Genomic DNA, 21,716 nt, shown 5'->3' with positions numbered 1-21,716 from the left:
GGGGAGGGGGCTAATCCGGGAGCTGCCGTGGAGGTCGGGTGCGGGGCCGCCTGCCGAGGGCGACGAGCGCTTCACCGCCGGCGCCGCGGCTCCGGCGGCTGCGCCTCGTGGGCCGGGAGCGCCGGGCCCCGTCGCGCACGGTGTGTCGCGGGCAGCTCCACCGCGCCGGCGGTGCAGGGCCTGCGCTGAACCGAGGAGCGCGGTCGGCCCCCTCCCCTTCCGCCCGTCGGGGAGAGGGAGGGGGAGGGGGCCGCCGGGGATCAGAGCGCGACGGTCCTCAGGTAGGAGCCGTCGCCGCGGATCCCGGCGAGCAGCAGGGCGTGGCCGCCCGGGGCGACGGCGGCGGCCGAGACGCCGTCCAGGCCGAAGCCGGTGAGCGTCTCGCCCGGCAGGTTGGCGTCGGTGGCGGTGTCGTAGGCGAGTACCGAGGCCTGCGGCGTCCAGCTGTCCTTGAGCAGGTAGAGGCGCCCGCCGTCCGGGCTCACCGCCACGTAGTGGAGGTCGGCCGGCGCGTTGGCGAAGGTGAAGACCGGCCGTGCGACGTCGGTGACGGTGTTGACGGCGTACCCGGTGCCGGCGGAGGCCTGCGCGCCGAGCGCGTACACCCGCAGGCCGTCCGGCGAGGCGGCCAACTCGGTCGCGGCGCCGAGCCGCTCGACGGGGCGCAGCACGGTCGGGGCCGGCGTGGTGGTGTCGAGGTGCTCGACGCCGAGGTCGGTGGCGGCGTACGCCGCGGCGCCGCCCGCCTGGAGCGCGAGCCCGTTCACGCCGTGGCCGCGCAGCGGCAGGGCGCCGGTGAACGCGCCCCGGTCGGCGGCGAACACCAGGATCCGTCCGGGCAGCACGCCCTGGCCGTCGGCGGCCGGGCCGTTCTGGCCGGCGTAGACCTTCGACCCGTCCGGGCTCACCGCCAGCCCGGTGAGCGCCCCCGGCGCCCAGCCGGCCGGGCGGGTCTGGTCCGGCGCCGGGGTGCTGGAGAGCACGGTGCCGGCGGCCGTGTCCACCGTCACCAGCCGGTCCGCCACGACGACGTGGAGCCGCCGGCCGTCCTGGCTGACCACGGGCTTCCCGGCGGTGCCGTCCTCGGCCAGCGGCAGTTCGGCGACGACCGCGCCGGTGCGCAGGTCCACCGTCCGCAGCACGACCGGCGTGCGGGGGCCGGAGCGGTCGGCCGCGACGACGTACGCCTTCGTTCCCTCCGGGCTGACGGCCAGCCCGAGCGCCCGCCAGCCGACGGCAGTGGCGCCGGCGCTGCTCGGGGCGGCTCCCGCTGCCGGGCCGGCGGCGGCTGCCCCGGCGCCGGCCCCGGTCAGCAGGAGTGCCGCGGCTGCCGCCAGCGATCCGGTCCAACGGGCCTTAGGTGCACGCGAATTCATGATTCCCCACTCTGTGGTCTAGACCTCATGTCGTGGTGCGAAGGCAACGCTAGGGCACCCGGGCCGCCGTGCCGCGTCGGTTTTTGGACCTTGTGGAGGCGGGGTGGGCCGGTCTTGTTCCCGGTTCGGCCATAGGTTCGGCCTATGGGGTCATAGATCGCCACCACCTACAGTGGCAAGGTCCGGCCGGGTTGGGTGGGAGTGGGTCACCCTCGCCCGTCCGCCCCGACCGGACCGGGCTCCGCCCTGTTCCGGCCCGGTTCCGCCCTGTTTCGTTCGTTCACGTTCGGAGGATCGCCCCGCCATGACCCGCCCGATCCGCGTCGCGATCGTCGGCGCCGGCCCCGCCGGCATCTACGCCGCCGACGCCCTGCTGAAGTCCGACGCCGCCCAGCAGCCCGGGGTCTCCATCGACCTCTTCGAGCGGATGCCCGCGCCGTTCGGACTGATCCGGTACGGCGTGGCGCCCGACCACCCGCGGATCAAGGGGATCATCACCGCGCTCCACCAGGTGCTGGACAAGCCGCAGATACGTTTGTTCGGCAACGTCGACTACCCGTCCGACCTCACGCTGGACGACCTGCACCGCTTCTACGACGCCGTGGTCTTCTCCACCGGCGCGATGGCCGACCGCGCGCTCGACATCCCCGGTGTCGGGCTCGACGGCTCCTACGGCGCCGCCGACTTCGTCTCCTGGTACGACGGCCACCCCGACGTGCCGCGCACCTGGCCGCTGGAGGCCGAGAAGGTCGCCGTGCTCGGCGCCGGCAACGTCGCCCTGGACGTCGCCCGCATCCTCGCCAAGACCGCCGACGAGCTGCTGCCCACCGAGATCCCGCCGAACGTGTACGAGGGCCTCAAGCGCAACCGGGCCCTGGAGGTGCACGTCTTCGGCCGCCGCGGCCCGGCCCAGGCCAAGTTCAGCCCGATGGAGCTGCGCGAGCTCGACCACTCGCCGAACATCGAGGTGATCGTCAACCCCGAGGACATCGAGTACGACGACGGCTCGATCGCCGAGCGGCGTGGCGCCAAGCACGTCGACATGGTCGCCTCGACCATCGAGAACTGGGCCATCCGCGACGTCGGCGACCGCCCGCACCGGCTCTACCTGCACTTCTTCGAGTCCCCGGTGGAGGTGCTGGGCGAGGACGGCCGGGTGAGCGGGCTGCGCACCGAGCGCACCGAGCTCGACGGCACCGGCAACGTGCGCGGCACCGGCCGGTTCACCGACTGGGACGTGCAGTCCGTCTACCGGGCGATCGGCTACTACTCCGACGAGCTGCCCAAGCTGCCGTTCGACCCGGTCTCCGGCACCGTCCCCAACGCGGCCGGCCGGGTGCTCGCCGCCGACGGCTCGCACCAGGAGGCCGTCTACGTGACCGGCTGGATCAAGCGCGGGCCGGTCGGCCTCATCGGGCACACCAAGGGTGACGCCAACGAGACCGTCGCCTGCCTGCTCGCCGACCACACCGAGGGCCGGCTGCCCGGCGCCGTGGAACCCGAGCCGCAGGCGGTCGTCGCCCACCTGGAGGACCGCGGGGTGCGGTTCACCACCTGGCAGGGCTGGCACGAACTCGACGCCCACGAGCGCGCGCTGGGCGCGGCCGAGGGGCGCGAGCGGGTCAAGGTGGTGGAGCGGGACGAGATGCTCCGGCGCAGCGGGGCCTGACCGGCTCCGTCACCGCGCGACGGGCGGCGGGGCGAGGACGAGCGGCCACGCGTCCTCACCGGCCGGCACCTCGTCCGGGGCGAGCCCCGCTCCGGCGGTGAACACGGCGGTCGCGTCGTCGGCCCGGGCCCAGAGCTCCGGGTCGACCGACGCGTCCGCGCGCAGCACCACCACCGCTTCGGGCTCGGCGGACGAGCGCTCCGGGAAGGCCTCCGGATCGGCACCGATCTGCTGCAGGGTGAAGGGGTACACCGCCACCTCGACGGTCAGCCGCCCACCGTCGAGCGTGTGCTCCGCCCAGCCGTCGGTGGGCAGCAGGAAGAACGCGCCGTCCCCCTCGTAGCCGTACGAGCCCAGCTCGGCGACGGCCCGCTCCCCGGGCGGGCCGTCCGGGTCGACGATCAGCACCACCACGGGCGCGTCCGGGTCGTCGGGGTTGACGCCGCTGCGGACGTGGAGCCGGGCCACGGGCGACCTCCGGTCGGGCTGGAGCGGGCGGGACGGGCGACACGTTAGCGGGTGCCTACGACAGGCCGCGGCGTGGGTGGTTGTCCGGCGTATCGGTCGACATGGGCGCGACTCTAGCGGCCGGACGATGCGTCCGACAGAAGAGGCGCGCGCTCCGGATCGTGCGCCCCGCCGGCGCTCCGGGCTCCCGGCTCCGGGCTCCCGCTTCCGGTCCCCGGTGCTAGGCGGACGCCGGGGTGGTGAGGGTGGCCGGGTCGGTGTTGGCGCCGCACAGGACGACGCAGACCCGCTCGTCGGCGGCGGGGCGGTAGCCGTGGGCGTCGTCCGGCCCGTCGGGCAGGGCGGCGAGGGCGGTGGCGGCGCCGTGCTCGACCGCGATCCGGCGCTCCTCCCAGAGCGCCCGCCGGGCCCGGACGATCGCCGCGTCCGGGACGAGCACGGAACGCACGCCGTCGTGGCGCGTCGCGTCCACGGCGAGGGAGGTGGCGCGGCGGGCGCCGAGGGAGTCGGCGGCCACCGAGTCGACCGCGACGTCCACCGGCGCGCCCGCCGCGACGGCGGCGTGCAGCGCGCGGGAGCCCTCCGGCTCGACCGCCACCACCCGGACGCCGTGCTCCCGGGCGGCCGCGGCCACCCCCGCGAACAGCCCGCCGCCGCCCACCGCGACCAGCACCGTGTCCAGCCCGGGCAGCCGCTCGTGGATCTCCTCCAGCAGGGTGCCCGCACCCGCCGCGATCAGCGGGTGGTCGTAGGCGTGGCTCGCCAGCGCGCCGCTCGCGGCGGCGAACTCCTCGCAGGCGGCCAGCGCCTCGGCGTACTCCGCGCCGACCAGCCGGACGTCCGCCCCGTAGGAGCGCAGCCGGGCGACCTTCACGCCCGGCGCGTCGGCGGGCAGGAACACGGTGGCCCGCACGCCCTGCTGCCGCGCCGCCCACGCGCACGCCAGCCCGGCGTTGCCACCGGAGGCGATGGTGACCCCGGCCTCCGGGAGCGATCCGGCCTCCCGGTGAGCCTGGAGGAAGTTCTGCGCCCCGCGCGCCTTGAACGAGCCGGTGTGCTGCAGGTACTCCAGGGCCAGCCACCGCCGGTCGTCCCCGTCCCTGTCCCCGTCCCCGCCCGGCGCGAGCGCCACGGGCCGCACGCGCCCCGCGATCCGCTCCGCGGCCGCCCGGATGTCGTCGTAGCCGAGCTCGTGCCTCATCGCGCGCCGCCTCCACGTCCACGTCCACGTCCCGCCGTGTTCGCACGGCGTCCCGTGCGTACCGTACGAAACACCGGCCCGGCCCGCCAAGGTGGTGGAACCGGTGCCCCGCCTGGGAGCATCACCACCATCGACCGTACGAGAACGAGGAACGGAGACGGACGACATGATCGGAGCGGTGCTGATCGGCATCCTGGCCCTCACCATCGGGGGCTGCGTCTGCGTGGTGTGGGCCGACCGCGGCGGCCCCCGCTGGACCCGGGCCGTGGCGGCCGCCACCGTCGGCGCCGGGCGGGCCGTGCGCAGCTACCAGAAGGCCCAGCGCCGTCAGGTGAGCAGCGGTGGCGACGGATCCGGCGACGGGGGCTGACGGGTGGCGGTGACCGGTCTGCTCAGAGCCGGCCCTCGATCCGCTCCAGGCGCATGCCGACCGTCCGCCAGAGCCAGACCACCGAGAGCGGCAGGGTCACCAGCCCGACGCCGACCGCGTCGCGCATCCGACCGCCCGTGACGGCCGCGCAGTGGGTGTACTCCCGGCCCCCGCGGTACTCGTAGAACATCGGCGAGCCGCAGTCCACCGCGGTGCCGTCCGGGAACTCGTGCGTGGCCGGGACGAAGGCGAGCCCGACCGCCCACAGCCACGCGCCGAGCGCCAGCAGCCCCAGCAGGTGCACGCCCCGGCCCCACGCGCCCTCGGCCCGCCGCCACGCCCGCGCGTCGCGCTCCCGCAGGAGCGCCCCGATCTCCCCGTTCTCCATGCCCGTTCCCCCCGGTTCCCGTGCGATCGACGACCGGGGAGAGCATCCCAGGTCCGCTCTCCCCGGCTGTCGACGGGGTCGGGATCAGAAGTCGAAGAACGCGCCGGTGGTGCGCAGCAGGACGCAGTGGTTGCCGTAGGTGTGCTGGAAGGCGATCCGCCGGCCCTGGTAGGTGCCGGTGGCGGTGACGGTGTAGGGGTCGTACAGGTCGGTGCAGACGCCGGGATCGACGTCCAGCCGCGAGAGGTCGCCGTCGACGGAGTCGAGCAGCCGGCAGGCGGTGAACGGGTCGGGGTGGGTGGTGACGGCGTCCGGCGGGCAGTCGAGGGTGACGACGTGCGGCGTGCCGGCGGCGGGTGTCGGGCCGTGCGCCACCGTGAGCCGCAGACCGGCGACGGGGACGGGGGTGATGGCGTGGGCGGTGCCTGCGAGGCCTGGGGTGAACAGGGCGGTCGCGAGGAGGGCGAGGGCTCGGGTCGTCTTCACGCCCGGCGCAACGACCCTCCGGTGGGCAGGTCACGGCCGGTGGAGGCGCCGGAGTGGGAAGTCGGCGGGGCCGACTTCCCGAGTGATCGGCGGATTTCGGTGCGATGTTGCATTCGGGTCGACAACACGTGATCGGTTGGCACAGAGTCGGTTCATGGCTGATCCGTCTTCGTCCTTGTTCCCGGCCTCCTACGCGTGGCGCGCGGCGACCGTCGCCGACGCGCCCGCGATCTACGAGCTGGTCGCCGCCCGCGAGCGCGAGGTCCTGGGCTGTCCGGACACCGAACCCGACCGCATCGCCGCGGACCTCACCCTGCCCGGCCTCGACCCGGCCCTCGACACGGTGCTGGTGTACGACGCGGCGGAGCGCCTCGCCGGCCGGGCCTGGGTGCACGGCGGCCGGCGCAGTGCGGTGGACGTCCACCCCGAGCACCGGGGGAGGGGGCTGGGGAGCGCCCTGCTGGGCTGGGCCGAGGCGCGGGCACGGCAGATGGGTGGTGAACGGCTCAGCCAGACGGTCTCGGACGGCGATCGGGGGGCGATGGAACTGTTGCGCGCGCGGGGGTACGAGCCGTTCGTCACCCAGTGGCTGCTGGAGATCGAGATGACCGACGAACCCGTGGTGGCCGGTCCGCCGCCCGGGATCACGCTGCGCTGCTTCCGGCCCGGTGACGAGCGGGCCGCGTACCGCCTCACCGAGGACGCGTTCGACGAGTGGCAGAAGCGGCGGAAGTCCTACGAGGAGTGGGCCCGGCACACGGTCGAGCTGGACTCGTTCGCGCCGGAGCTCTCGCAGGTGGCGTTCGCGGGCGGCGAGATGGTCGGCGCCGTGCTGGCGCTGGACGTCCCGGACACCGGGGAGGGGTACGTCGAGCGGGTCGCGGTCCGGAGGGACCACCGCAACCGGGGGATCGCCCGCACGCTGCTGCAGGCGTCGTTCCGGGCGTTCTACCGCGAGGGCCGCCGCACGTGCACGTTGTGGACGCACTCGGAGACGGGGGCGCTGTCGCTGTACCAGCGGGTGGGCATGACGGTCCGTCGGAGCTCCGCGGTGTACGGCAAGGCGCTCGGCGTCGAGTAGGCGGTGCGCGGGGGAGTGGGAAGTCGGCGGGTCCGACTTCCCACTCCGGGCCGGGCGGTCAGGCGGTGAAGTCGGGGGAGCGGGATTCGACGGCCTTGACGAAGGCGGCCCACTCGGCGTGGTCGAAGGCGAGGTGGGGCCGGTCGGGGTTCTTGTCGTCGCCGAGCCAGACGTCGCCGTTGGGGAAGCGGGCGATGATCACGCAGTCGCCGTTGCCTTCGGCGGAGAAAGGGGACTTGGACCACTCGGCGTCGGCCGGGTTGTGGGCGTAGGGGTCGTGCTTGTTGCTCACGTCAGCTCTTCCAGCTTGCGTTCGAGGGCGGCGATGGTCTCTTCCGGCGACAGCGCGAACTGCTCGACGCGCACGAAGGTTCTCTCGGCTCGCTTGACGTCGCGTCCCGTTCTCCTGGGGAGCATACCGCCGATGGCCTCCACGAAGACGAAGCCTTCGGAGTGGTCGTCAGGGAACCGCATCAGGGTGATTCCTGAGGCAAGAACCCCAGGCCGGCCGGCATTCAGCGGCACCATGCGCAGGGTGACGTTCGGATAGTCGGCGACCTCGATCGCGTGTCGGATCTGGTCGGCCAGTACCGCCTGGTCGCCCGCGATGAGCAGCGCGACTTCACCGAAGTAGGCCTGGAAGTCGAGCCGGGGTTCCTCGGTCAGCCTGCGTTGGCGGAGCACGCGAACCTCGGCTCCGGCCTCGACGAGTTCGTCGTTGGGCGCGTCGACGCCCGCTGCGATCATCTCGCGCGCGTAGCCCTCGGTCTGGACGAGACCGGGGAACGCCGACGGGAAGTAGTTCAGTATGTGCGAGGCATCGGCTTCCAGCGCCAGGTACTCGGCGAAGGCCGGCGTGATGGTCTCGGCGTAGTCCAGGTCGCGCCACCACTGCTTGGGCGGGCCGTCCCCGAGCAGGCTCTCCAGATCCTCGCGATCCTGGCCCGTGACACCGGCATGGTCGAGCAGCTTGGTGAGGTCGGCGCGGCTGATCGGCTGCTGAGCCCGTTCGATTCTGCTCAGTCGACCGGGGCTCCAGCCCCTCAGGCCCGCCGTCATGTCGACGAGGGTCCTGTTGTTCTCCAGCCGCCAGGCGCGCAGCTCGTCGCCGAGGCGGATCTGCCTGATCGCCGACAGTTGCTTGCTCAAGTGGCGCTCCTCCCTTCGGGTATGGAGGTCCAGTCTCACCAGACCGGGGGCGCGCGCTCAAGTCCGTTCCAAGATCAATTAATTTCTTCGAGCAATGATGTTGCAGTTTCGATTTTGGATGCCCCACACTCAACGTGACCGAACGGACACGCTCCCGAAGGGGCCTCGCCATGTCCACCTTCCACAGACCCGCCCTCCGCACCTGGGAGGCCTCCCTCACCGAGCACGGGACCTCGGTGCGGGCCGCTCGCCGCCACGTCCGCGACCAGCTCACCTCCTGGGGCTGGGCCGGGGACCGGGTGGACGACCTCGTCCTCATCGCCTCCGAACTGGTCACCAACGCCGTCGTGCACGCCTGCCACGGGCACGGCGAAGTCCGGCTCTACCTCCAGGAGTTCGACGGCGACTGCCGGCTCGAAGTCTGGGACCCGCGCTACGACCTCCCGCTCCAGGAGCGCCGGCCGCGCCGCTTCAACGAAGGCGGCCGCGGCATCGACCTGGTCCGCCAACTCGCCTTGGACTTCGGCGTCATCGCCCGCCGGGGTTGCGGCAAGCGCGTGTGGGTGCGGGTGCTGCTCGACAGCCGCTGCCCTCCGTGACCGCCTCCGCTCATCCGACCGCCGTGACGGGGGTGTGTCACGCTGGTGGGTGGGGCTGTGCCGGTGCACGACCGAGGTCGGGAGGCTCGTGATGGCCGAGATCAGGGTGAACGGGGTGGCGCTGTACTACGAGACCCGGGGCGCCGGGCCGGGGCTGGTGCTGGTGCACGGGTCGTGGACCGACGCCGACAGCTGGGCACGCGTCCTGCCGGGGCTCGCCGAGGAGACCACCGCCGTCGCCTACGACCGGCGCGGGCACAGCCGCAGCGAGGACCTCCTCACCCAGGGTTCCGTGTACGAGGACGCCGCCGACCTCGCCGCGCTGATCGTCGGCCTGGGCCTCGCCCCCGCCTACGTCTGCGGCGACGCCTACGGCGGCCTGATCGCCCTGCGCCTCGCCGCCGCCCGCCCCGACCTGCTGCGCGGCGTGGCCGTCCACGAACCGACCGCCACCGGCACCCTGCTCGCCGACCCGGAGCTGCGCCCCCTCGGCGTCGCCTTCGCCGAACGGATCTCCGCCGTCCGCGAGCTCCTCGAACAGGCCGAATCGGCGTCCGCCGCCGAGCGCTACGTCGACACGGTCGCCTTCGGCCCGGGGGCGTGGGAACAGCTCCCCGCGCCGGTCCGCCACACCTACATCCGCAACGCGCCGACGTACCTGGACGAGTTGCGCGACCCGGACGCCCTCGACCTGGACCTCACCGCCCTCAACCGCTTCACCGAGCGCGTCCTCCTCACCCAGAGCGACGACAGCGAGCCGATGTACGGCGAGATCCTCGACCTGATCGACCTCTCGCTCCCCAAGCCCGAGCGCCACGTCTACCCGCACGCCGGTCACGCTCCGCATCTGTCCGAACCCGAGCAATGGGTCCGCACCACCCTCCCGCGCGCCCTGGGGTGAGGCGCACACAGGGGGCGTGAAATTCTCGGCGCGCGCCTGCTGACGCTCGTTAGAGTCCCGGTGTGATCATCAACGACGCGGCCCGCCTGGGGGCCGAAGCCGCCCGCCGCCTGCGGGAGGCGAACTGCTGCACCATCGCGCCCGGACTCACCGACGAGGAGTTCGACCGCATCGAGGCCGCGTACGGTTTCCGCTTCGCCGACGACCACCGGGCGTTCCTGGCGGCGGGCCTGCCGGTCGCCTCGCCCCCGCAGGACGGCGCCACCTGGAAGCAGCCCTGGCCGGACTGGCGCGACGGCGACCCCGACGACCTGCGCCACCGCCTCGACTGGCCGGCCGACGGCGTGCTGTCCTCGGTCGGCCACGGCTACTGGCACGAGTCCTGGGGCGAGCGGCCCGCCGACGCCTCCGCCGCCCGGTCGGTCGCCGAGGCCCGGCTGGCCGAGGTGCCCCGGCTCGTCCCGCTCTACGGGCACCGCTTCCTCCCGGCCGGCGGCGGGACGCACGGCCACCCGGTGCTGTCGGTCTGGGGAACGGACATCATCCACTACGGCGAGGACCTCGTGGACTACGTCCGCCGCGAGTTCGACGCCTCCTACGGCCTCCCGGCCGACTGGGACCCGGTGGCCACCGTCGCCTTCTGGCGCGACTTCGTCGAGTAGGCGGAGCGCGGGTCGCGCCGCTCAGGAGAAGCGGTTGAGGGTGTCGTGCCAGGTCGTGAGGGCCTGGGCGAGCTGGGTGGAGCCGGCGGCGGCCGTGGTGAGGGCGGCCATGGCGAGGCGGGCGCGGGTCAGGGCACGGGGGCGGCCGGGATCGTCGGCGGCTTCGGCGACATCGGCCACGTGGTCGAGGAGCCGGGCGCGCTGGTCCTCGGCGAAGGAACGGTCCTGCTGGACGGCGGCGGTGAGCTCCCGGAGGGCGGACGCGGTCTCGCGCCGGCCGTCGCGGTCGAGGGCGTCGATGGTGACGGCGATGTCCCGGACGGCTCCGGCGACCGCGAACTGGCTGTTGACCACCTCGCTGTTGATCGCGCCGACGTTGCCGTGGACGGTGACCGGCGCCGGCTGCGGGCCCTGGCCCGAGGCTTCGATGTGGTCGGGCATCTGCTTGTCCACCTTTTCGAGGTATTCCAGGCCGAGGGTGAGGTGGGCGCCGGCCACGGCCACCGGGTGGGGAACGGCCTGCCTGCGGCAGTACCGGAGCCCGTCGGTCAGCTGCCGCAGGCCTTGGCCGATCCGGGGGTTGGTCAGGCCGTGGTCCAGTACGGCGGTCGTCGCCCCGGCCCACGCCCGGATCGCCGGGACGATCGCGGGGGCGGTCGGCTGCCCGTCGGCCGCGGTGCGCCGCAGGGCGTGGCCGGCGGCGAGCTGTTCGGCGATCTCCTCGCGCAGGGCGCGGCCGACGATGCCGTCGCGGAGCCGTCCGTGGCGCGGCGGGTCCAGGGCTTCCGGGACGTCGAGGACCGGTTGCTCGACGGTCAGTCCGGAGTAGAGCTCGGCCAGCCACTGGGCCCGGTGGAGCGCGCCGGTGAGCGCGCGGTCGAAGTCCTCGCGGGTGAGGCGGCCGTGGCTCACCCGCGTGAGGCGTTCGCGGTCGGCGGCGGACGGTGCGAAGAGCGGCGCGCCGGGTGCCGATCCGCGAAAGGCGTACCGGTACCCGATGGCGTCGGCGCCGGGCGGGACGTGGCCTTCGACGCCCCACCGGCAGGCGATCCGGAGCGCGTTGACGGCTTCCGGCTTCGGCCGGCCCAGGAAACCGGTGGCGTTGCGGCGCAACGGCCGGAGCGCGTCGACGACCTCCCGCGCCTCCTGCGCGCGGCCCGCCATCAGCCCGTACAGCCGCCGGCGGACCAGCTCGTCCTCCTGCCGGAGGAACCGTCTGGCCGCGTCCCCCGCCCCCGCCTCCATGCCCGCCATGGTCCACCGCGCCGGAGTCCGCTGACAAGGGGCGCGGCCGACCGGACGGGCGGGCGTCCGGGCCCCGGGGTCAGGCGCCGAGGGAGGTGCGGACGGCGTCGACGAGGTTGTCGGCGCGCGGGTCGCCGTGGCCGATCATGCGGTTGGCGGTGTAGGCGAAGGTGACGCCGAAGTGCGGGTCGGCGAAGGCGAACTGGCCGCCGGCGCCGTCGTTGCCGAAGCTGTGCGGGCCGAGCATCGGGCGGAAGGCGGGGGAGGGCAGGAGGAAGCCGGAGCCCCAGCGGCCGCCGAGGTCGAAGCCCAGGAAGCCGGCGCCGGAGGAGACCTCGCGGGTGGCGTCGGCGACGGTCGCGGGCGTGAGCAGGGCCGGGGCGTCGTCGAGGCCGGTGACGGCGGCGGCGAGGAAGGCGGAGAGGCCGGTGGCGGAGGCGACGGCGCCCGCGCCGGGGAGCTCGATGGCGTGCAGCTCCGGGTCGTTCCAGCCGTACGGCTCGTCGAGGCCGGGGAAGACCAGGGCGCCGTTCATCGTGACGATGCGGGTGAGCAGGTGCTCGGGGCCGGGCATCGGGCGGCGGCCGCCGGCCTCGGAGAGGCGGGCCAGGCGCGGGAGTTCGGCGGCGGGCAGGCCCAGCCAGGCGTCCAGGCCGAGCGGTTCGGCGAAGGTCTCGCGGACGTACGCGCCCGGGGTGAGGCCGGTGATCCGGCGGATCACCTCGCCGACCACGAAGCCGAACACGTGCCCGTGGTACTCGTACGTGGTGTCCGGCTCCCAGAGCGGCTCCTGCTCCTCGACCGCGCGGACGACCGGCGTCCAGGCGGCGATCTCCTCGAAGGTCAGGGTCGCGTCGAGGGCCGGGATGCCGGCGCGGTGGGCGAGCACCATGCGGGTGGTGACCGTCCGCTTGCCGCCCCGGGCGAACTCGGGCCAGTAGCGGGCGATCGGCGCGTCCAGGTCGAGGCGGCCCTGCTGGGCGAGCAGGTGGGCGGAGACGGAGACCAGGGCCTTGGCGCAGGAGAAGACCGGGACGACGGTGTCCGCCTGCCAGGGCCGGCCGGTGCGTTCGTCCGCGACGCCGCCCCACAGCTCGGCCACCTTGCGGCCGCCCACGTGGACGGTGACGGCGGCGCCGAGCTCGGGGAAGTCGGCGAAGTTGCGGGCGAAGGTGTCGGCGACCGCGCCGAAGCGCTCGTCGGCCCAGCCGTGGTGGTCGTGCTGCATGGCGGTGTCCGTCTCCCGGGTGCGTGATCGTCGACCGGGACACGGTAGGCGGTGGCCGGAGCGCGGGGGAAGTGATTAATGACGCGGTGTCACCCGGGGGCGGGCCGTGCCGCCGGGTTCAGGACGCCGTCACCGGGGCCAGCACGGCCGTGATGACGCGGTCGAGCGAGCGGTCGAAGGCCGCGTCCGGGTCCGCGGACGTCGGCGCCGCGGTGGCGAACGCGGTGGTCAGGTGCGGGTACGCGCCGCTCGCGGCGGCGCGGCCGAGGTAGCCGGCCAGTTCCGCTTGCCACTTGATGCCGGCCGCCGCCGTGCGCTCGTACTGCGCGTACTGGCAGACGAACCCGTTGAGCAGGGCGAGCGCCTCCAGGCGAGCGGTGCCGTCCAGGCCGCTGGGTTCGGTGACGGCCAGGAAGTGGTCGGTGTAGCGCAGGGCGTTGGGGCCGAGACCGGGGCGGGCGATCACCAGGCCCGCCACCCAGGGGTGCCGGCGCAGCGTGGCGAGCTGCTCGCGGGCGAGGCGGCGCAGGTCGGCGCGGCAGTCGCCGGTCGGGGTGAGGGCGGTGTAGTCGTACTCGCCGGCGACGGCGTCGAGCATGAGGTCGAGCAGGTGCTCCTTCTTCGGCACGTAGTTGTAGAGCGACATGGTGCCCGCGCCGAGCGCCGCGGCGACCCTGCGCATGGAGGCGGCGTCCAGGCCCTCCGCGTCGGCGATGGCGATGGCGGCGGCGGCGATCGACGTCCGGCTGTGGGCCGGGCGGGGGCCGCGGCCGGCGCGCTCGGGGCGCAGCCAGATCAGCTCGGGCGCCTCGCCCGGCTGTGGGGCGGGCTGCGGAACCGGCTGCTCACCGGGGGCTGAGCTGCTGTTCGGGGACTCGCTGGACGGCATTGGTCGATCACCTCGGCTTCCCATCTTAGATACGTACGCCGTACGTAGTACGATGCGCTCGCAGGTGCTTCTACGTACGCTGTACCTAGTGAGGGGAGTGGGCAGAGCCATGCCCGACACCGTCCGGAACCATGCCGCCGCCACCGCCGTCGCCGTCGCTGTCGAGATGGCGGGCGTGGAGAAACGCTTCGGCACCACCCGCGCGCTGCGCGGCCTCGACCTGACCGTCCCGGCCGGCACCGTCTGCGGCCTGCTCGGCCCCAACGGCGCGGGCAAGACCACCGCCGTCCGCGTCCTCGCCACCCTGGTCGCCCCCGACCGCGGCACCGCCCGGGTGGCCGGCCACGACGTGGTCCGCGACCCCGACGCCGTTCGCCGCAGCATCGGCCTGGCCGGCCAGCACGCCGCCGTCGACGAGGGCCTCACCGGCCGGGACAACCTGCACCTCCTCGGCCGGCTGCACCACCTCGGCGCCCGCGGCGCCCGGGTCCGCGCGGGCGAACTCCTCGACCGCTTCGGGCTCGCGGAGGCCGCCGACCGCCTGGTCCGCGGCTACTCCGGCGGCATGCGGCGCCGGCTCGACCTCGTCGCCAGCCTGGTCACCGCCCCGCCGGTGCTCTTCCTCGACGAGCCCACCACCGGCCTCGACCCGCGCAGCCGACAGCAGATCTGGGACGCGGTGCGGGAGTTGGCCGAGGCGGGCACCACCGTGCTGCTCACCACCCAGTACCTGGAGGAGGCCGACCGGCTCGCCGACACCGTTGTGGTCGTCGACCACGGCGCCGCGATCGCCACCGGACCGCCGCGGCGGCTGAAGGCGTCGATCGGCACCCGGATCTCGGTCACCCTCGCCGACGCCGCCCAACTCGGCCGGGCCGCCGCCGTCCTGGCCGGGCTCACCGGCAGCGGTGACGTGCGGGTGGACCAGGACGAACGGACAATCGAGGCGGTCTCCCGGCCCGGGGTGGAGGTGCTGCTGCCCGGCCTGGTGCGGGAGTTGGACGCGGTGGGGGTGGTCGCGCAGGACGCGGCGCTCAGGCCGCCCTCGCTGGACGACGTCTTCCTCGCGCTCACCGGGCACGGGAACTTCACCGGCGCCACCGACACGCCCGCAGCCGATGCTGTCACCGCCGCCGAAGCCGACGCTGCCGATGCCGCCGCCGAAGCCGACGCTGCCGATGCCGCCGCCGAAGCCGACGCTGCCGATGCCGCCGCCGAAGCCGACGCTGCCGATGCCGCCGACACCCCCGGGAGGGCCGCCCGATGACCGCACCCGCGCGCCTGCTCACCGACACCTGGTCCTCGATGCTCCGCGTCCTGCTCGCCTACCGCCGTTCGCCCGGACTGCTGGCCGCCTCACTGGGCGTGCCCGTGGTGCTGGTGGTGGTGTTCGGCTACGTGTTCGGCAGCGCCATCGCCGTCCCCGGCGCGGGGAGCGGGCCGGGCGGTGCCACCGGCGGCTACCGGGAGTTCCTGATGCCCGGCCTGTTCGCGATGGTCGCCGTCAACGGCATCATGCCCACCATGGTCGGCGCCGCCCGCGACGTCGGGCGCGGCGTCACCGACCGGCTCCGCTCGATGCCGGTCTCCCGCACCGGCCTGCTGCTCGGCCAGACCCTCGCCGACCTGCTGGTCAGCCTGGTGGTGCTGGCCCTGCTGGCGGCGGTCGGACTGGCCGTCGGCTGGCGGATCCGTGGCGGACCCGGCGACGCCGCAGGCGCGTTCGGCCTGCTGCTGCTCTTCCGGTTCGCCATGACCTGGGTCGGCCTGCTGCTCGGCCTGGCCGTCGGCAAGGAGGAGGCGGCCGGACAACTGGCCGTCGCGGTCTTCCCGTTGGCGATGGTCACCAATGCCTTCGTGCCCACCGGCGGGATGCCCGGCTGGCTGGCCGCGCTCGCCGACTGGAACCCGATGAGCGCCGTCGTCCAGGCCGGACGCGAGCTGTTCGGCAACCCGTCCGCGCCGGCCACCGCCTGGCCGATGCAGCACGCCGGCCCGGTCGCCCTGCTCTGGTGCGCGCTCCTGCTGCTGCTCTGCGGACCGCTCGCGGTGCGGAAGTTCGCCACCCACGGCACCCGCGGGCGCTGACCGCCCTCGTCCGTCCGACCCGCGTCCCATGGGGCGGAATGTGCTGGACAGCACGGCCGGTGCGGCTCAGGGTGGCTCCATGGAGTTCACCCACCTCGGCCGCACCGGCCTCACCGTCTCCCGACTCTGCCTGGGCACCATGAACTTCGGCCCGCACACCGAGGAGTCCGACGCCCACCTGATCATGGACAGCGCCCACGAACGGGGCATCAACTTCTTCGACACCTCCAACAGTTACGGCCGCAACGCCGAAGGCGGGCGGAGGGGTCGCACCGAGGAGATCATCGGGAGCTGGTTCGCCAAGGGCGACGGCCGCCGCGAGCGCACCGTGCTCGCCACCAAGGCCTACGCCCCGATGGGGGACTGGCCGAACGAGGGCCGGCTCTCCGCCCTGGCCATCCGCCGCGCCGTCGAGGCCAGCCTGCGCCGGCTCGGCACCGACCACATCGACCTCTACCAGATGCACCACATCGACCGGGACACGCCCTGGGAGGAGATCTGGCAGGCGATGGAGGTCCTGGTCGCCCAGGGCAAGATCATCTACGTCGGCTCCAGCAACTTCGCCGGCTGGCACATCGCCCAGGCCCAGGAGGCCGCCCGCAGCCGCCACTTCCTCGGCCTGGTCAGCGAGCAGTCCCTCTACAACCTGCTCGACCGCACCATCGAGCTGGAGGTCGTCCCCGCCGTCGAGCACTACGGCCTCGGCCTGCTCCCGTGGTCCCCGCTGCGCAGCGGCGTCCTCAGCGGAGCGCTGCGCAAGGAGCGCGAGGGCACCCTCGTCCGGGGCGCGATGACCCATGCCGGCGAGATCCTGGAGGCCAACCGGCCCCGCATCCAGGCCTATGAGGACCTCGCCGCCGAGATCGGCGAGCACCCGGCCGACCTCGCCCTCGCCTGGCTGCTCTCCCGCCCCGCCGTGACCGCCCCCATCGTCGGCCCGCGCACCCCCGCGCACCTCGACGCGGCCGTCCGCGCGCTCGGCATCGAGCTCGACGACGAGGTCCTCGCCCGCCTCGACACCCTCTTCCCGGGCCACAAGCCGGCGCCGGAGGACTACGCCTGGTAGGGCCGGTGCCGACGTCCGCGCCTGTGCTCGTGCCCGCTCCTCGGCGGGTGCGGGTGCGGGCGCGGGCGCGGGTGCCGCTGTGCGCCGGGCGGAAACGACAAAGGCAACGAGGAGTTCCACTCGTTGCCACTCTCAACGTATAGCGCACGGGGGGCCTTGCGGCAAGGGGGTGGGGGAGGCGCAGAATCGTCGCCCTGAGCCGGGCCGGGGCGGAACGGCAGGATTCGCGGAGTTCATGGCGTTTCGCCCGGATCGGTGGATGCATCGGTGGATGCATCGGTGGATGCAGGGGAACGACGGAACGGGGTCTTCGGTGACGGACGTGATCGTGGTCGGCGGCGGGCCGACCGGTTTGATGCTGGCGTGTGAGCTGCGGCTGCACGGCGTCGACGTGGTCGTGCTGGAACGGCGCCCGGAGCGGGGCGGGGAGTCGCGCGGGCGCGGGTTGCACGCGCGCAGCGTGGAGATCATGGACCAGCGGGGGTTGCTGGAGCGCTTCCTCGCGGTGAGCGAGAAGTTCCAGGTGGGCGGGCTGTTCGGCGGTGTCATGGCGACCTGGCCGGACAGCCTGGACACCGCCCACCCGTACGGACTGGCCACCCCGCAGGCGGTCACCGAACGCCTGCTGGAGGAACGCGCCCTCGAACTCGGGACCGACATCAGGCGCGGGTACGAGGTCACCGCCCTGAGCCAGGACGCGGACGGCGTGAGCGTCGGCCTGGCGGACGGCACGCAGCTGCGCTCGCGCTACCTGGTCGGCTGCGACGGCGGGCGCAGCACGGTGCGCAAGGCGCTCGGTGTCGGCTTCCCCGGCGAGCCCTCCACGGTCGAGACGCTGATCGGCGACCTGGAACTGGCCGCGGACCCGGCCGAGGTGGCCGCCGTGGTGGAGCGGGTGCGCCGCACCGAACTGCGGTTCGGCGTGGCCCCCGACGTGGACGGCCGCCCGGGGGTCGCCCGGGTGATCGTGCCGGCGGCGGGCGTCGCCGAGGACCGGGCGACGCCGCCCACGCTGGAGGAGTTCAGGGAGCGGCTGCGGGCCGTCGCGGGCACCGACTTCGGCGCCCGCGCGGCGCACTGGCTCTCCCGCTTCGGTGACGCCACCCGCCAGGCCGAGCGCTACCGGGTCGGCCGGGTCCTGCTGGCCGGCGACGCCGCGCACATCCACCCGCCGACCGGCGGGCAGGGCCTCAACCTCGGTGTGCAGGACGCCTTCAACCTGGGGTGGAAGCTCGCCGCCGAGGTCGCCGGCCGGGCGCCGGAGGGCCTGCTGGACAGCTACCACGCCGAACGGCACCCGGTCGGTGCCCGCGTGCTGACGAACACCCGCGCGCAGATGACGCTGCTCGGCAGTGCGTCGGGGCCGACCGCGCTGCGGGAGCTGTTCACCCGGCTGATGGAGGTCGAGGAGGTGAACCGCTACGTGACCGGGATGATCACCGCCCTCGACATCCGGTACGACCTCGGTGGCGGTGACGGTCGCGGTGGTGGCGGTCGCGGTGGTGACGGTGACGGCGATGACGGTCGCGGCGGTGACGGCCTCGGCGCCGGCGCAGGCGTCGACCACGAGCTCGTCGGCCGGCGCCTGCGCGACATCCGGCTGTCAGGGGACCGCCGCCTCTACGCGCTGATGCACCGCGGCCGGGGGCTGCTCCTCGACCGCACCGGCGGCCGGCTCGCGGCGGACGCCTGGGCCGACCGCGTCGACCACGTCACCGACCCCGGCGCGGAACTGGACGTCCCCGCCGTCCTGCTGCGCCCGGACGGCCACGTGGCGTGGGCCGGGGAGGACCGGCGGTCGTTGGAGGCCGCGCTGACCAGGTGGTGGGGAGCTCCGGCGCAGGGCCCGGCGGGAGGGTGATGCCGAGGCGGACGCCCTTCGGCCCGGGCGTTCGCCAACCCCGTTGGAGCGTGCGGGACTTCACCTGCGCGAAGGGTTGACCGGCCCGGTGCGCGCTGGTCTAATCACCGCTTACATCGGCCTCTACCCGCGGGTAGCAAGCGCGGCGGGAGGGCCGGAGGGAGCCGACCGGCTGGGGGCAGACGTGTTCGCGAAACCGACTCCGGGCTTCACCACCGCGGCCGCGACGGGGGAGACCGTCGTCCTGCTCATCGGGATGCGGATCAACCGGTTCTGGGCCGTCCACCAGTGGCTGCCGGTGATGCTCGCGATGTTCCGGATGCTCCACGAGCTGGCCGGGGCCCCGGAGCGCGGGCTGCGCGGAAAGGTCCTGCTGACCGGCTCGCCGCGCACCTACTACGTGGTCCAGTACTGGGAGTCCAAGGAGAAGCTGTACCGGTACGCGGGCGCGCCGGACGCCTTCCACCACCGGGTGTGGAAGATCGCCAACCGGAAGCTCAAGGACGGCCGGCTGCGCGGGCGGGTCGGGCTCTGGCACGAGGCGTACGTCGTGCCGGAGGGGTCGTACGAGTGCGTGTACTTCGACATGCCGCCGTTCGGGCTCGCGGGTGCGACCGGGGTGCTGCCGGTGGAGAGCCGCGGGCGCAGCGCCAGGCAGCGGTTCGCCTTCCGTTCGGACGACGCGGCGGCGGGGGCGGCGGGGGTGTCAGGGTCGGCGGGGGCGGCGGAGTAACCGCCGTCCCGGCCGACCCCGCCGCCCCGCCGGGGGAACGTCAGGCGGTGGTGGTGGCCGGCAGGCCGATCGGGTTGATCGGGGGCAGTGCGGTGCGACAGAGGGCCGAGATCGGCTTGAGGGCGGCGGCGAGCCGGTCGAGGTCGGCGCGCGGGTGGTCCTCCCAGACCCGGGCGGCGGCGAGGTCGGTGGCCGCCTCCAGGGACTGGTGGCGGATGCGTCCGCACTCGGTGATGGTGCCGCGTTCGGTGAGCCAGCCGCGTTCGGTCAGCCGGGCCGTCGCCGCGTCCCACTCGTCGTCGGTCCAGCCGCGGAAGGGCTGCAGGGCCTCGCGCCGCACGTCCAGGGCGCACCGGACCACCAGCGCCTCGCAGCCGTCGAGACCCGCCGAGATCAGGGCGGCGATGTGGCCGTCGCCGCGGTGCTCGCGCATCACGGTGGCGGCCTGCCAGAGCCGGCCGTGCAGGTCGGCCGGGCGGGGGAGGGCGGCGTTGGCGGAGGCCAGGACCCGGCCGGCGCAGTCCAGGCGGGTGACGGCGTCCTCCAGGAGGTCGGTCGCCAGTTCGATCAGCGCCGGGTCGACGTGCTCCAGCAGCCGCTGCAGCGCCGCCGAGGCGCCGGCGGCCCGGGCGGCGAGCGCGGTCTCCGGGTCGGCCAGCTTCCAGGTCGCGGGCAGCGCGCGCTCGATCGGGGCGGGAGCGAAGTTGAAGAACGCGGCGATCACCGGCGTCGCGTCCACCGGGCCGAGCGGGGCCGCGCGGCCGGCGAAGTAGCTGCGCGCCGCGCCGCGCAGGCCGACCGCCTCGAACGCGCCGAGGCCCTCCGGGGTGAAGTAGGTGACGGCGTGCACGGGCTCGAAGAGCCACCACAGGGCCCGGGCGGGGTGGACGAGATCGGCCAAAGGAGGACCTTCCTCGGGAGGGAGCGGGTACGCCGCACAGGTGTTCTCTTGATTAGTGGTCGTACTGGCTGATGACCACGGCGGCGGTCACGATAACCCCGCCCGGGGTGTGATGACGGTCACGCGGAGGTCTCGGTGGTGACACGCGGCCGACGACGCACGAGATGATGGCCGGGATGCGCCCCGCGCGCGTCCGATCCCTCGGAAGACGGCACGAAGGCAAGAAGAGGTAACAGGCCCCATGGCGCAGATCAACCCCAGCATCCTGTCCGCGGACTTCGCCCGGCTCGCCCAGGAGGCCGAGGCCGTGCGGGGCTCGGACTGGCTGCACGTCGACGTGATGGACAACCACTTCGTGCCCAACCTGACGCTCGGCGTCCCGGTCGTCGAATCGCTGGCCCGGGCCACCACCACCCCGCTCGACTGCCACCTGATGATCGAGGACCCGGACCGCTGGGCCCCCCAGTACGTCGAGGCGGGCGCCGGCTCGGTCACCTTCCACGTCGAGGCCGCCGCCGCGCCCGTCCGGCTGGCCCGCGAGATCCGGGCCAAGGGCGCCCGCGCCTCGATGGCGCTCAAGCCGGCCACGCCGATCGAGCCCTACGAGGACCTGCTGCCCGAGCTGGACATGCTGCTGATCATGACCGTCGAGCCGGGCTTCGGCGGCCAGGCGTTCCTGGACATCATGCTGCCGAAGATCCGCCGGACCAGGCAGCTGATCGCCAAGCACGGCCTTGAGCTGTGGCTCCAGGTCGACGGCGGCGTCTCGGCGAGCACCATCGAGCGCTGCGCCGAGGCCGGCGCGGACGTCTTCGTCGCCGGTTCGGCGGTGTACGGCGCCGAGGACCCGGCCGAGGCGGTCGCCAAGCTGCGCACCCTCGCCGAGGGCGCGAGCGCCGACGCCTGGTGGGCCTGCGGGCACTGAGCCTCCGGCCGGCCGGTCCCGGGTGGCCCGTCCCGGGTGGAGGATCGCCGCGCCCTGACGGAGGATCGTGGCGACGACCCCTCCGGCCGGGGCGGCGGCCCCCCGCCCCCTCCCGGCCCCTGCGCACGGCGGTGACCGCCCCATGAGCAACCTCGACGCCAAGCCCGCCCCGACCACCTGCGGCGGCGAGCGCGGCACCGGCCCGGTCCGTGACCTGCTGGCCGCCCGCCGGGTGCCCCTCGGCGAGAGCACCGTCGTCCGCCGCCTCCTCCCGAACCTGGGGCGGCGGATGGTGGGGGCATGGTGCTTCGTGGACCACTACGGCCCGGACGACATCGCGGACGAGCCGGGCATGCAGGTGCCCCCGCACCCGCACATGGGCCTGCAGACGGTCAGCTGGCTGCACGCGGGCGAGGTCCTGCACCGCGAC

At 74.2% G+C, this 21,716-nt stretch carries 24 protein-coding genes; 13 read left to right on the top strand and 11 right to left on the bottom strand.

What is annotated here, in order from left to right:
- Positions 1-260 precede the first annotated feature (260 nt).
- On the bottom strand, positions 261-1,376 hold the full coding sequence (locus ACFVVL_RS33855) for a hypothetical protein (RefSeq protein ID WP_387682113.1): 1,116 nt from the start codon (positions 1,374-1,376) through the stop codon (positions 261-263).
- Positions 1,377-1,680: 304 nt separating this feature from the next.
- On the opposite strand from ACFVVL_RS33855, the gene ACFVVL_RS33850 reads away from it, so the two are divergent.
- Positions 1,681-3,045, top strand: a complete 1,365-nt coding sequence (locus ACFVVL_RS33850; RefSeq protein ID WP_380294059.1) for an FAD-dependent oxidoreductase — start codon at positions 1,681-1,683, stop codon at positions 3,043-3,045.
- A gap of 9 nt (positions 3,046-3,054) precedes the next feature.
- Here ACFVVL_RS33850 and ACFVVL_RS33845 read toward each other — a convergent pair whose 3' ends face one another.
- Together ACFVVL_RS33845 and ACFVVL_RS33840 are read right to left on the bottom strand one after the other, a co-directional pair.
- Positions 3,055-3,513 (bottom strand): hypothetical protein, encoded by a 459-nt coding sequence (locus tag ACFVVL_RS33845; protein ID WP_387682110.1) that lies wholly within the window; start codon positions 3,511-3,513, stop codon positions 3,055-3,057.
- Between the two features lie 220 nt (positions 3,514-3,733).
- On the bottom strand, positions 3,734-4,714 hold the full coding sequence (locus ACFVVL_RS33840) for a threonine/serine dehydratase (protein WP_387682107.1): 981 nt from the start codon (positions 4,712-4,714) through the stop codon (positions 3,734-3,736).
- A gap of 166 nt (positions 4,715-4,880) precedes the next feature.
- Here ACFVVL_RS33840 and ACFVVL_RS33835 point away from each other — a divergent pair, with 166 nt between their 5' ends.
- A complete protein-coding gene (locus tag ACFVVL_RS33835) occupies positions 4,881-5,084 on the top strand; it encodes a hypothetical protein (protein WP_380294063.1) in 204 nt (67 codons plus the stop codon).
- A 22-nt stretch (positions 5,085-5,106) separates the two neighbouring features.
- On the opposite strand, the gene ACFVVL_RS33830 is transcribed toward ACFVVL_RS33835, so the two are convergent.
- Positions 5,107-5,472, bottom strand: coding sequence for a hypothetical protein (locus tag ACFVVL_RS33830; RefSeq protein WP_380294064.1), 366 nt, complete (start codon positions 5,470-5,472; stop codon positions 5,107-5,109).
- Between the two features lie 84 nt (positions 5,473-5,556).
- Positions 5,557-5,958, bottom strand: a complete 402-nt coding sequence (locus tag ACFVVL_RS33825) for an SSI family serine proteinase inhibitor (RefSeq protein ID WP_387682103.1) — start codon at positions 5,956-5,958, stop codon at positions 5,557-5,559.
- 154 nt (positions 5,959-6,112) lie between these two features.
- Here ACFVVL_RS33825 and ACFVVL_RS33820 point away from each other — a divergent pair, with 154 nt between their 5' ends.
- Positions 6,113-7,039, top strand: a complete 927-nt coding sequence (locus tag ACFVVL_RS33820) for a GNAT family N-acetyltransferase (RefSeq protein WP_387682100.1) — start codon at positions 6,113-6,115, stop codon at positions 7,037-7,039.
- 58 nt (positions 7,040-7,097) lie between these two features.
- Here the strand turns inward: ACFVVL_RS33820 and ACFVVL_RS33815 are convergent, their stop codons facing one another.
- Together ACFVVL_RS33815 and ACFVVL_RS33810 are read right to left on the bottom strand one after the other, a co-directional pair.
- Positions 7,098-7,331 carry a DUF397 domain-containing protein gene (locus ACFVVL_RS33815; protein ID WP_380294067.1) on the bottom strand — a complete coding sequence of 78 codons (234 nt, stop codon included), beginning with the start codon at positions 7,329-7,331 and terminating at the stop codon, positions 7,098-7,100.
- Positions 7,328-8,188, bottom strand: a complete 861-nt coding sequence (locus tag ACFVVL_RS33810; protein WP_380294069.1) for a helix-turn-helix domain-containing protein — start codon at positions 8,186-8,188, stop codon at positions 7,328-7,330. Before ACFVVL_RS33810 ends, ACFVVL_RS33815 begins: the two co-directional genes overlap by 4 nt.
- Positions 8,189-8,358: 170 nt before the next feature.
- On the opposite strand from ACFVVL_RS33810, the gene ACFVVL_RS33805 reads away from it, so the two are divergent.
- The 3 genes from ACFVVL_RS33805 (at position 8,359) to ACFVVL_RS33795 (ending at position 10,350) form a co-directional block, all read left to right on the top strand.
- Positions 8,359-8,787, top strand: coding sequence for an ATP-binding protein (locus ACFVVL_RS33805; RefSeq protein WP_380294071.1), 429 nt, complete (start codon positions 8,359-8,361; stop codon positions 8,785-8,787).
- A gap of 91 nt (positions 8,788-8,878) precedes the next feature.
- Positions 8,879-9,688 carry an alpha/beta fold hydrolase gene (locus ACFVVL_RS33800; RefSeq protein ID WP_380294073.1) on the top strand — a complete coding sequence of 270 codons (810 nt, stop codon included), beginning with the start codon at positions 8,879-8,881 and terminating at the stop codon, positions 9,686-9,688.
- Positions 9,689-9,750: 62 nt separating this feature from the next.
- On the top strand, positions 9,751-10,350 hold the full coding sequence (locus ACFVVL_RS33795; protein WP_380294075.1) for a hypothetical protein: 600 nt from the start codon (positions 9,751-9,753) through the stop codon (positions 10,348-10,350).
- 21 nt (positions 10,351-10,371) lie between these two features.
- On the opposite strand, the gene ACFVVL_RS33790 is transcribed toward ACFVVL_RS33795, so the two are convergent.
- The 3 genes from ACFVVL_RS33790 to ACFVVL_RS33780 all read right to left on the bottom strand — a co-directional run bounded on the left by ACFVVL_RS33790 (position 10,372) and on the right by ACFVVL_RS33780 (position 13,712).
- The gene (locus ACFVVL_RS33790) at positions 10,372-11,595 is read right to left on the bottom strand and encodes a hypothetical protein (protein ID WP_387682095.1); all 1,224 of its coding nucleotides are present in this window, start codon (positions 11,593-11,595) and stop codon (positions 10,372-10,374) included.
- Positions 11,596-11,674: 79 nt separating this feature from the next.
- Complete coding sequence (locus ACFVVL_RS33785; protein ID WP_387682092.1) at positions 11,675-12,823, bottom strand: serine hydrolase domain-containing protein; 1,149 nt, start codon at positions 12,821-12,823, stop codon at positions 11,675-11,677.
- 118 nt (positions 12,824-12,941) lie between these two features.
- Entirely contained in the window at positions 12,942-13,712 is a 771-nt protein-coding gene (locus ACFVVL_RS33780; protein ID WP_387682089.1) for a TetR/AcrR family transcriptional regulator, read from the bottom strand.
- Positions 13,713-13,821: 109 nt separating this feature from the next.
- Here ACFVVL_RS33780 and ACFVVL_RS33775 point away from each other — a divergent pair, with 109 nt between their 5' ends.
- From ACFVVL_RS33775 to ACFVVL_RS33755, 5 genes are all read left to right on the top strand, one after another.
- Complete coding sequence (locus ACFVVL_RS33775) at positions 13,822-14,979, top strand: ATP-binding cassette domain-containing protein (protein WP_387682086.1); 1,158 nt, start codon at positions 13,822-13,824, stop codon at positions 14,977-14,979.
- Complete coding sequence (locus ACFVVL_RS33770) at positions 14,976-15,800, top strand: ABC transporter permease (protein WP_380294082.1); 825 nt, start codon at positions 14,976-14,978, stop codon at positions 15,798-15,800. Before ACFVVL_RS33775 ends, ACFVVL_RS33770 begins: the two co-directional genes overlap by 4 nt.
- Before the next feature lie 79 nt (positions 15,801-15,879).
- Complete coding sequence (locus ACFVVL_RS33765; RefSeq protein ID WP_387682083.1) at positions 15,880-16,866, top strand: aldo/keto reductase; 987 nt, start codon at positions 15,880-15,882, stop codon at positions 16,864-16,866.
- Positions 16,867-17,179: 313 nt separating this feature from the next.
- Positions 17,180-18,727: an FAD-dependent oxidoreductase gene (locus ACFVVL_RS33760; RefSeq protein ID WP_387682080.1), complete on the top strand. Its 1,548-nt coding sequence runs from the start codon at positions 17,180-17,182 to the stop codon at positions 18,725-18,727.
- Positions 18,728-18,911: 184 nt separating this feature from the next.
- A complete protein-coding gene (locus tag ACFVVL_RS33755; protein ID WP_387682078.1) occupies positions 18,912-19,460 on the top strand; it encodes a DUF4188 domain-containing protein in 549 nt (182 codons plus the stop codon).
- A gap of 40 nt (positions 19,461-19,500) precedes the next feature.
- Here the strand turns inward: ACFVVL_RS33755 and ACFVVL_RS33750 are convergent, their stop codons facing one another.
- Positions 19,501-20,361, bottom strand: a complete 861-nt coding sequence (locus tag ACFVVL_RS33750; RefSeq protein WP_380298577.1) for a hypothetical protein — start codon at positions 20,359-20,361, stop codon at positions 19,501-19,503.
- A 241-nt stretch (positions 20,362-20,602) separates the two neighbouring features.
- On the opposite strand from ACFVVL_RS33750, the gene rpe reads away from it, so the two are divergent.
- Together rpe and ACFVVL_RS33740 are read left to right on the top strand one after the other, a co-directional pair.
- The gene (gene rpe / locus ACFVVL_RS33745; protein WP_380298579.1) at positions 20,603-21,286 is read left to right on the top strand and encodes a ribulose-phosphate 3-epimerase; all 684 of its coding nucleotides are present in this window, start codon (positions 20,603-20,605) and stop codon (positions 21,284-21,286) included.
- A gap of 142 nt (positions 21,287-21,428) precedes the next feature.
- The coding region (locus ACFVVL_RS33740) for a pirin family protein (RefSeq protein WP_387682074.1) at positions 21,429-21,716 on the top strand (288 nt) is incomplete at its 3' end.

The organism is Kitasatospora sp. NPDC058115 (genome assembly GCF_042884635.1).
Lineage (GTDB): Bacteria > Actinomycetota > Actinomycetes > Streptomycetales > Streptomycetaceae > Kitasatospora.
Note: the sequence above shows the minus strand (reverse complement) of the source record. Positions and strands in the feature narration are given on the sequence as shown.

Excerpts from the sequence above, each read along its gene's own strand:
- ACFVVL_RS33805 (WP_380294071.1), top strand. The coding sequence starts at position 8,359 with ATGTCCACCTTCCACAGACCCGCCCTCCGCACCTGGGAGGCCTCCCTC.
- ACFVVL_RS33785 (WP_387682092.1), bottom strand. The coding sequence starts at position 12,823 with ATGCAGCACGACCACCACGGCTGGGCCGACGAGCGCTTCGGCGCGGTC.
- ACFVVL_RS33850 (WP_380294059.1), top strand. The coding sequence starts at position 1,681 with ATGACCCGCCCGATCCGCGTCGCGATCGTCGGCGCCGGCCCCGCCGGC.
- ACFVVL_RS33790 (WP_387682095.1), bottom strand. The coding sequence starts at position 11,595 with ATGGAGGCGGGGGCGGGGGACGCGGCCAGACGGTTCCTCCGGCAGGAG.
- rpe (WP_380298579.1), top strand. The coding sequence starts at position 20,603 with ATGGCGCAGATCAACCCCAGCATCCTGTCCGCGGACTTCGCCCGGCTC.
- ACFVVL_RS33800 (WP_380294073.1), top strand. The coding sequence starts at position 8,879 with ATGGCCGAGATCAGGGTGAACGGGGTGGCGCTGTACTACGAGACCCGG.
- ACFVVL_RS33830 (WP_380294064.1), bottom strand. The coding sequence starts at position 5,472 with ATGGAGAACGGGGAGATCGGGGCGCTCCTGCGGGAGCGCGACGCGCGG.
- ACFVVL_RS33820 (WP_387682100.1), top strand. The coding sequence starts at position 6,113 with ATGGCTGATCCGTCTTCGTCCTTGTTCCCGGCCTCCTACGCGTGGCGC.
- ACFVVL_RS33780 (WP_387682089.1), bottom strand. The coding sequence starts at position 13,712 with ATGCCGTCCAGCGAGTCCCCGAACAGCAGCTCAGCCCCCGGTGAGCAG.
- ACFVVL_RS33770 (WP_380294082.1), top strand. The coding sequence starts at position 14,976 with ATGACCGCACCCGCGCGCCTGCTCACCGACACCTGGTCCTCGATGCTC.
- ACFVVL_RS33835 (WP_380294063.1), top strand. The coding sequence starts at position 4,881 with ATGATCGGAGCGGTGCTGATCGGCATCCTGGCCCTCACCATCGGGGGC.
- ACFVVL_RS33775 (WP_387682086.1), top strand. The coding sequence starts at position 13,822 with ATGCCCGACACCGTCCGGAACCATGCCGCCGCCACCGCCGTCGCCGTC.
- ACFVVL_RS33765 (WP_387682083.1), top strand. The coding sequence starts at position 15,880 with ATGGAGTTCACCCACCTCGGCCGCACCGGCCTCACCGTCTCCCGACTC.
- ACFVVL_RS33855 (WP_387682113.1), bottom strand. The coding sequence starts at position 1,376 with ATGAATTCGCGTGCACCTAAGGCCCGTTGGACCGGATCGCTGGCGGCA.
- ACFVVL_RS33840 (WP_387682107.1), bottom strand. The coding sequence starts at position 4,714 with ATGAGGCACGAGCTCGGCTACGACGACATCCGGGCGGCCGCGGAGCGG.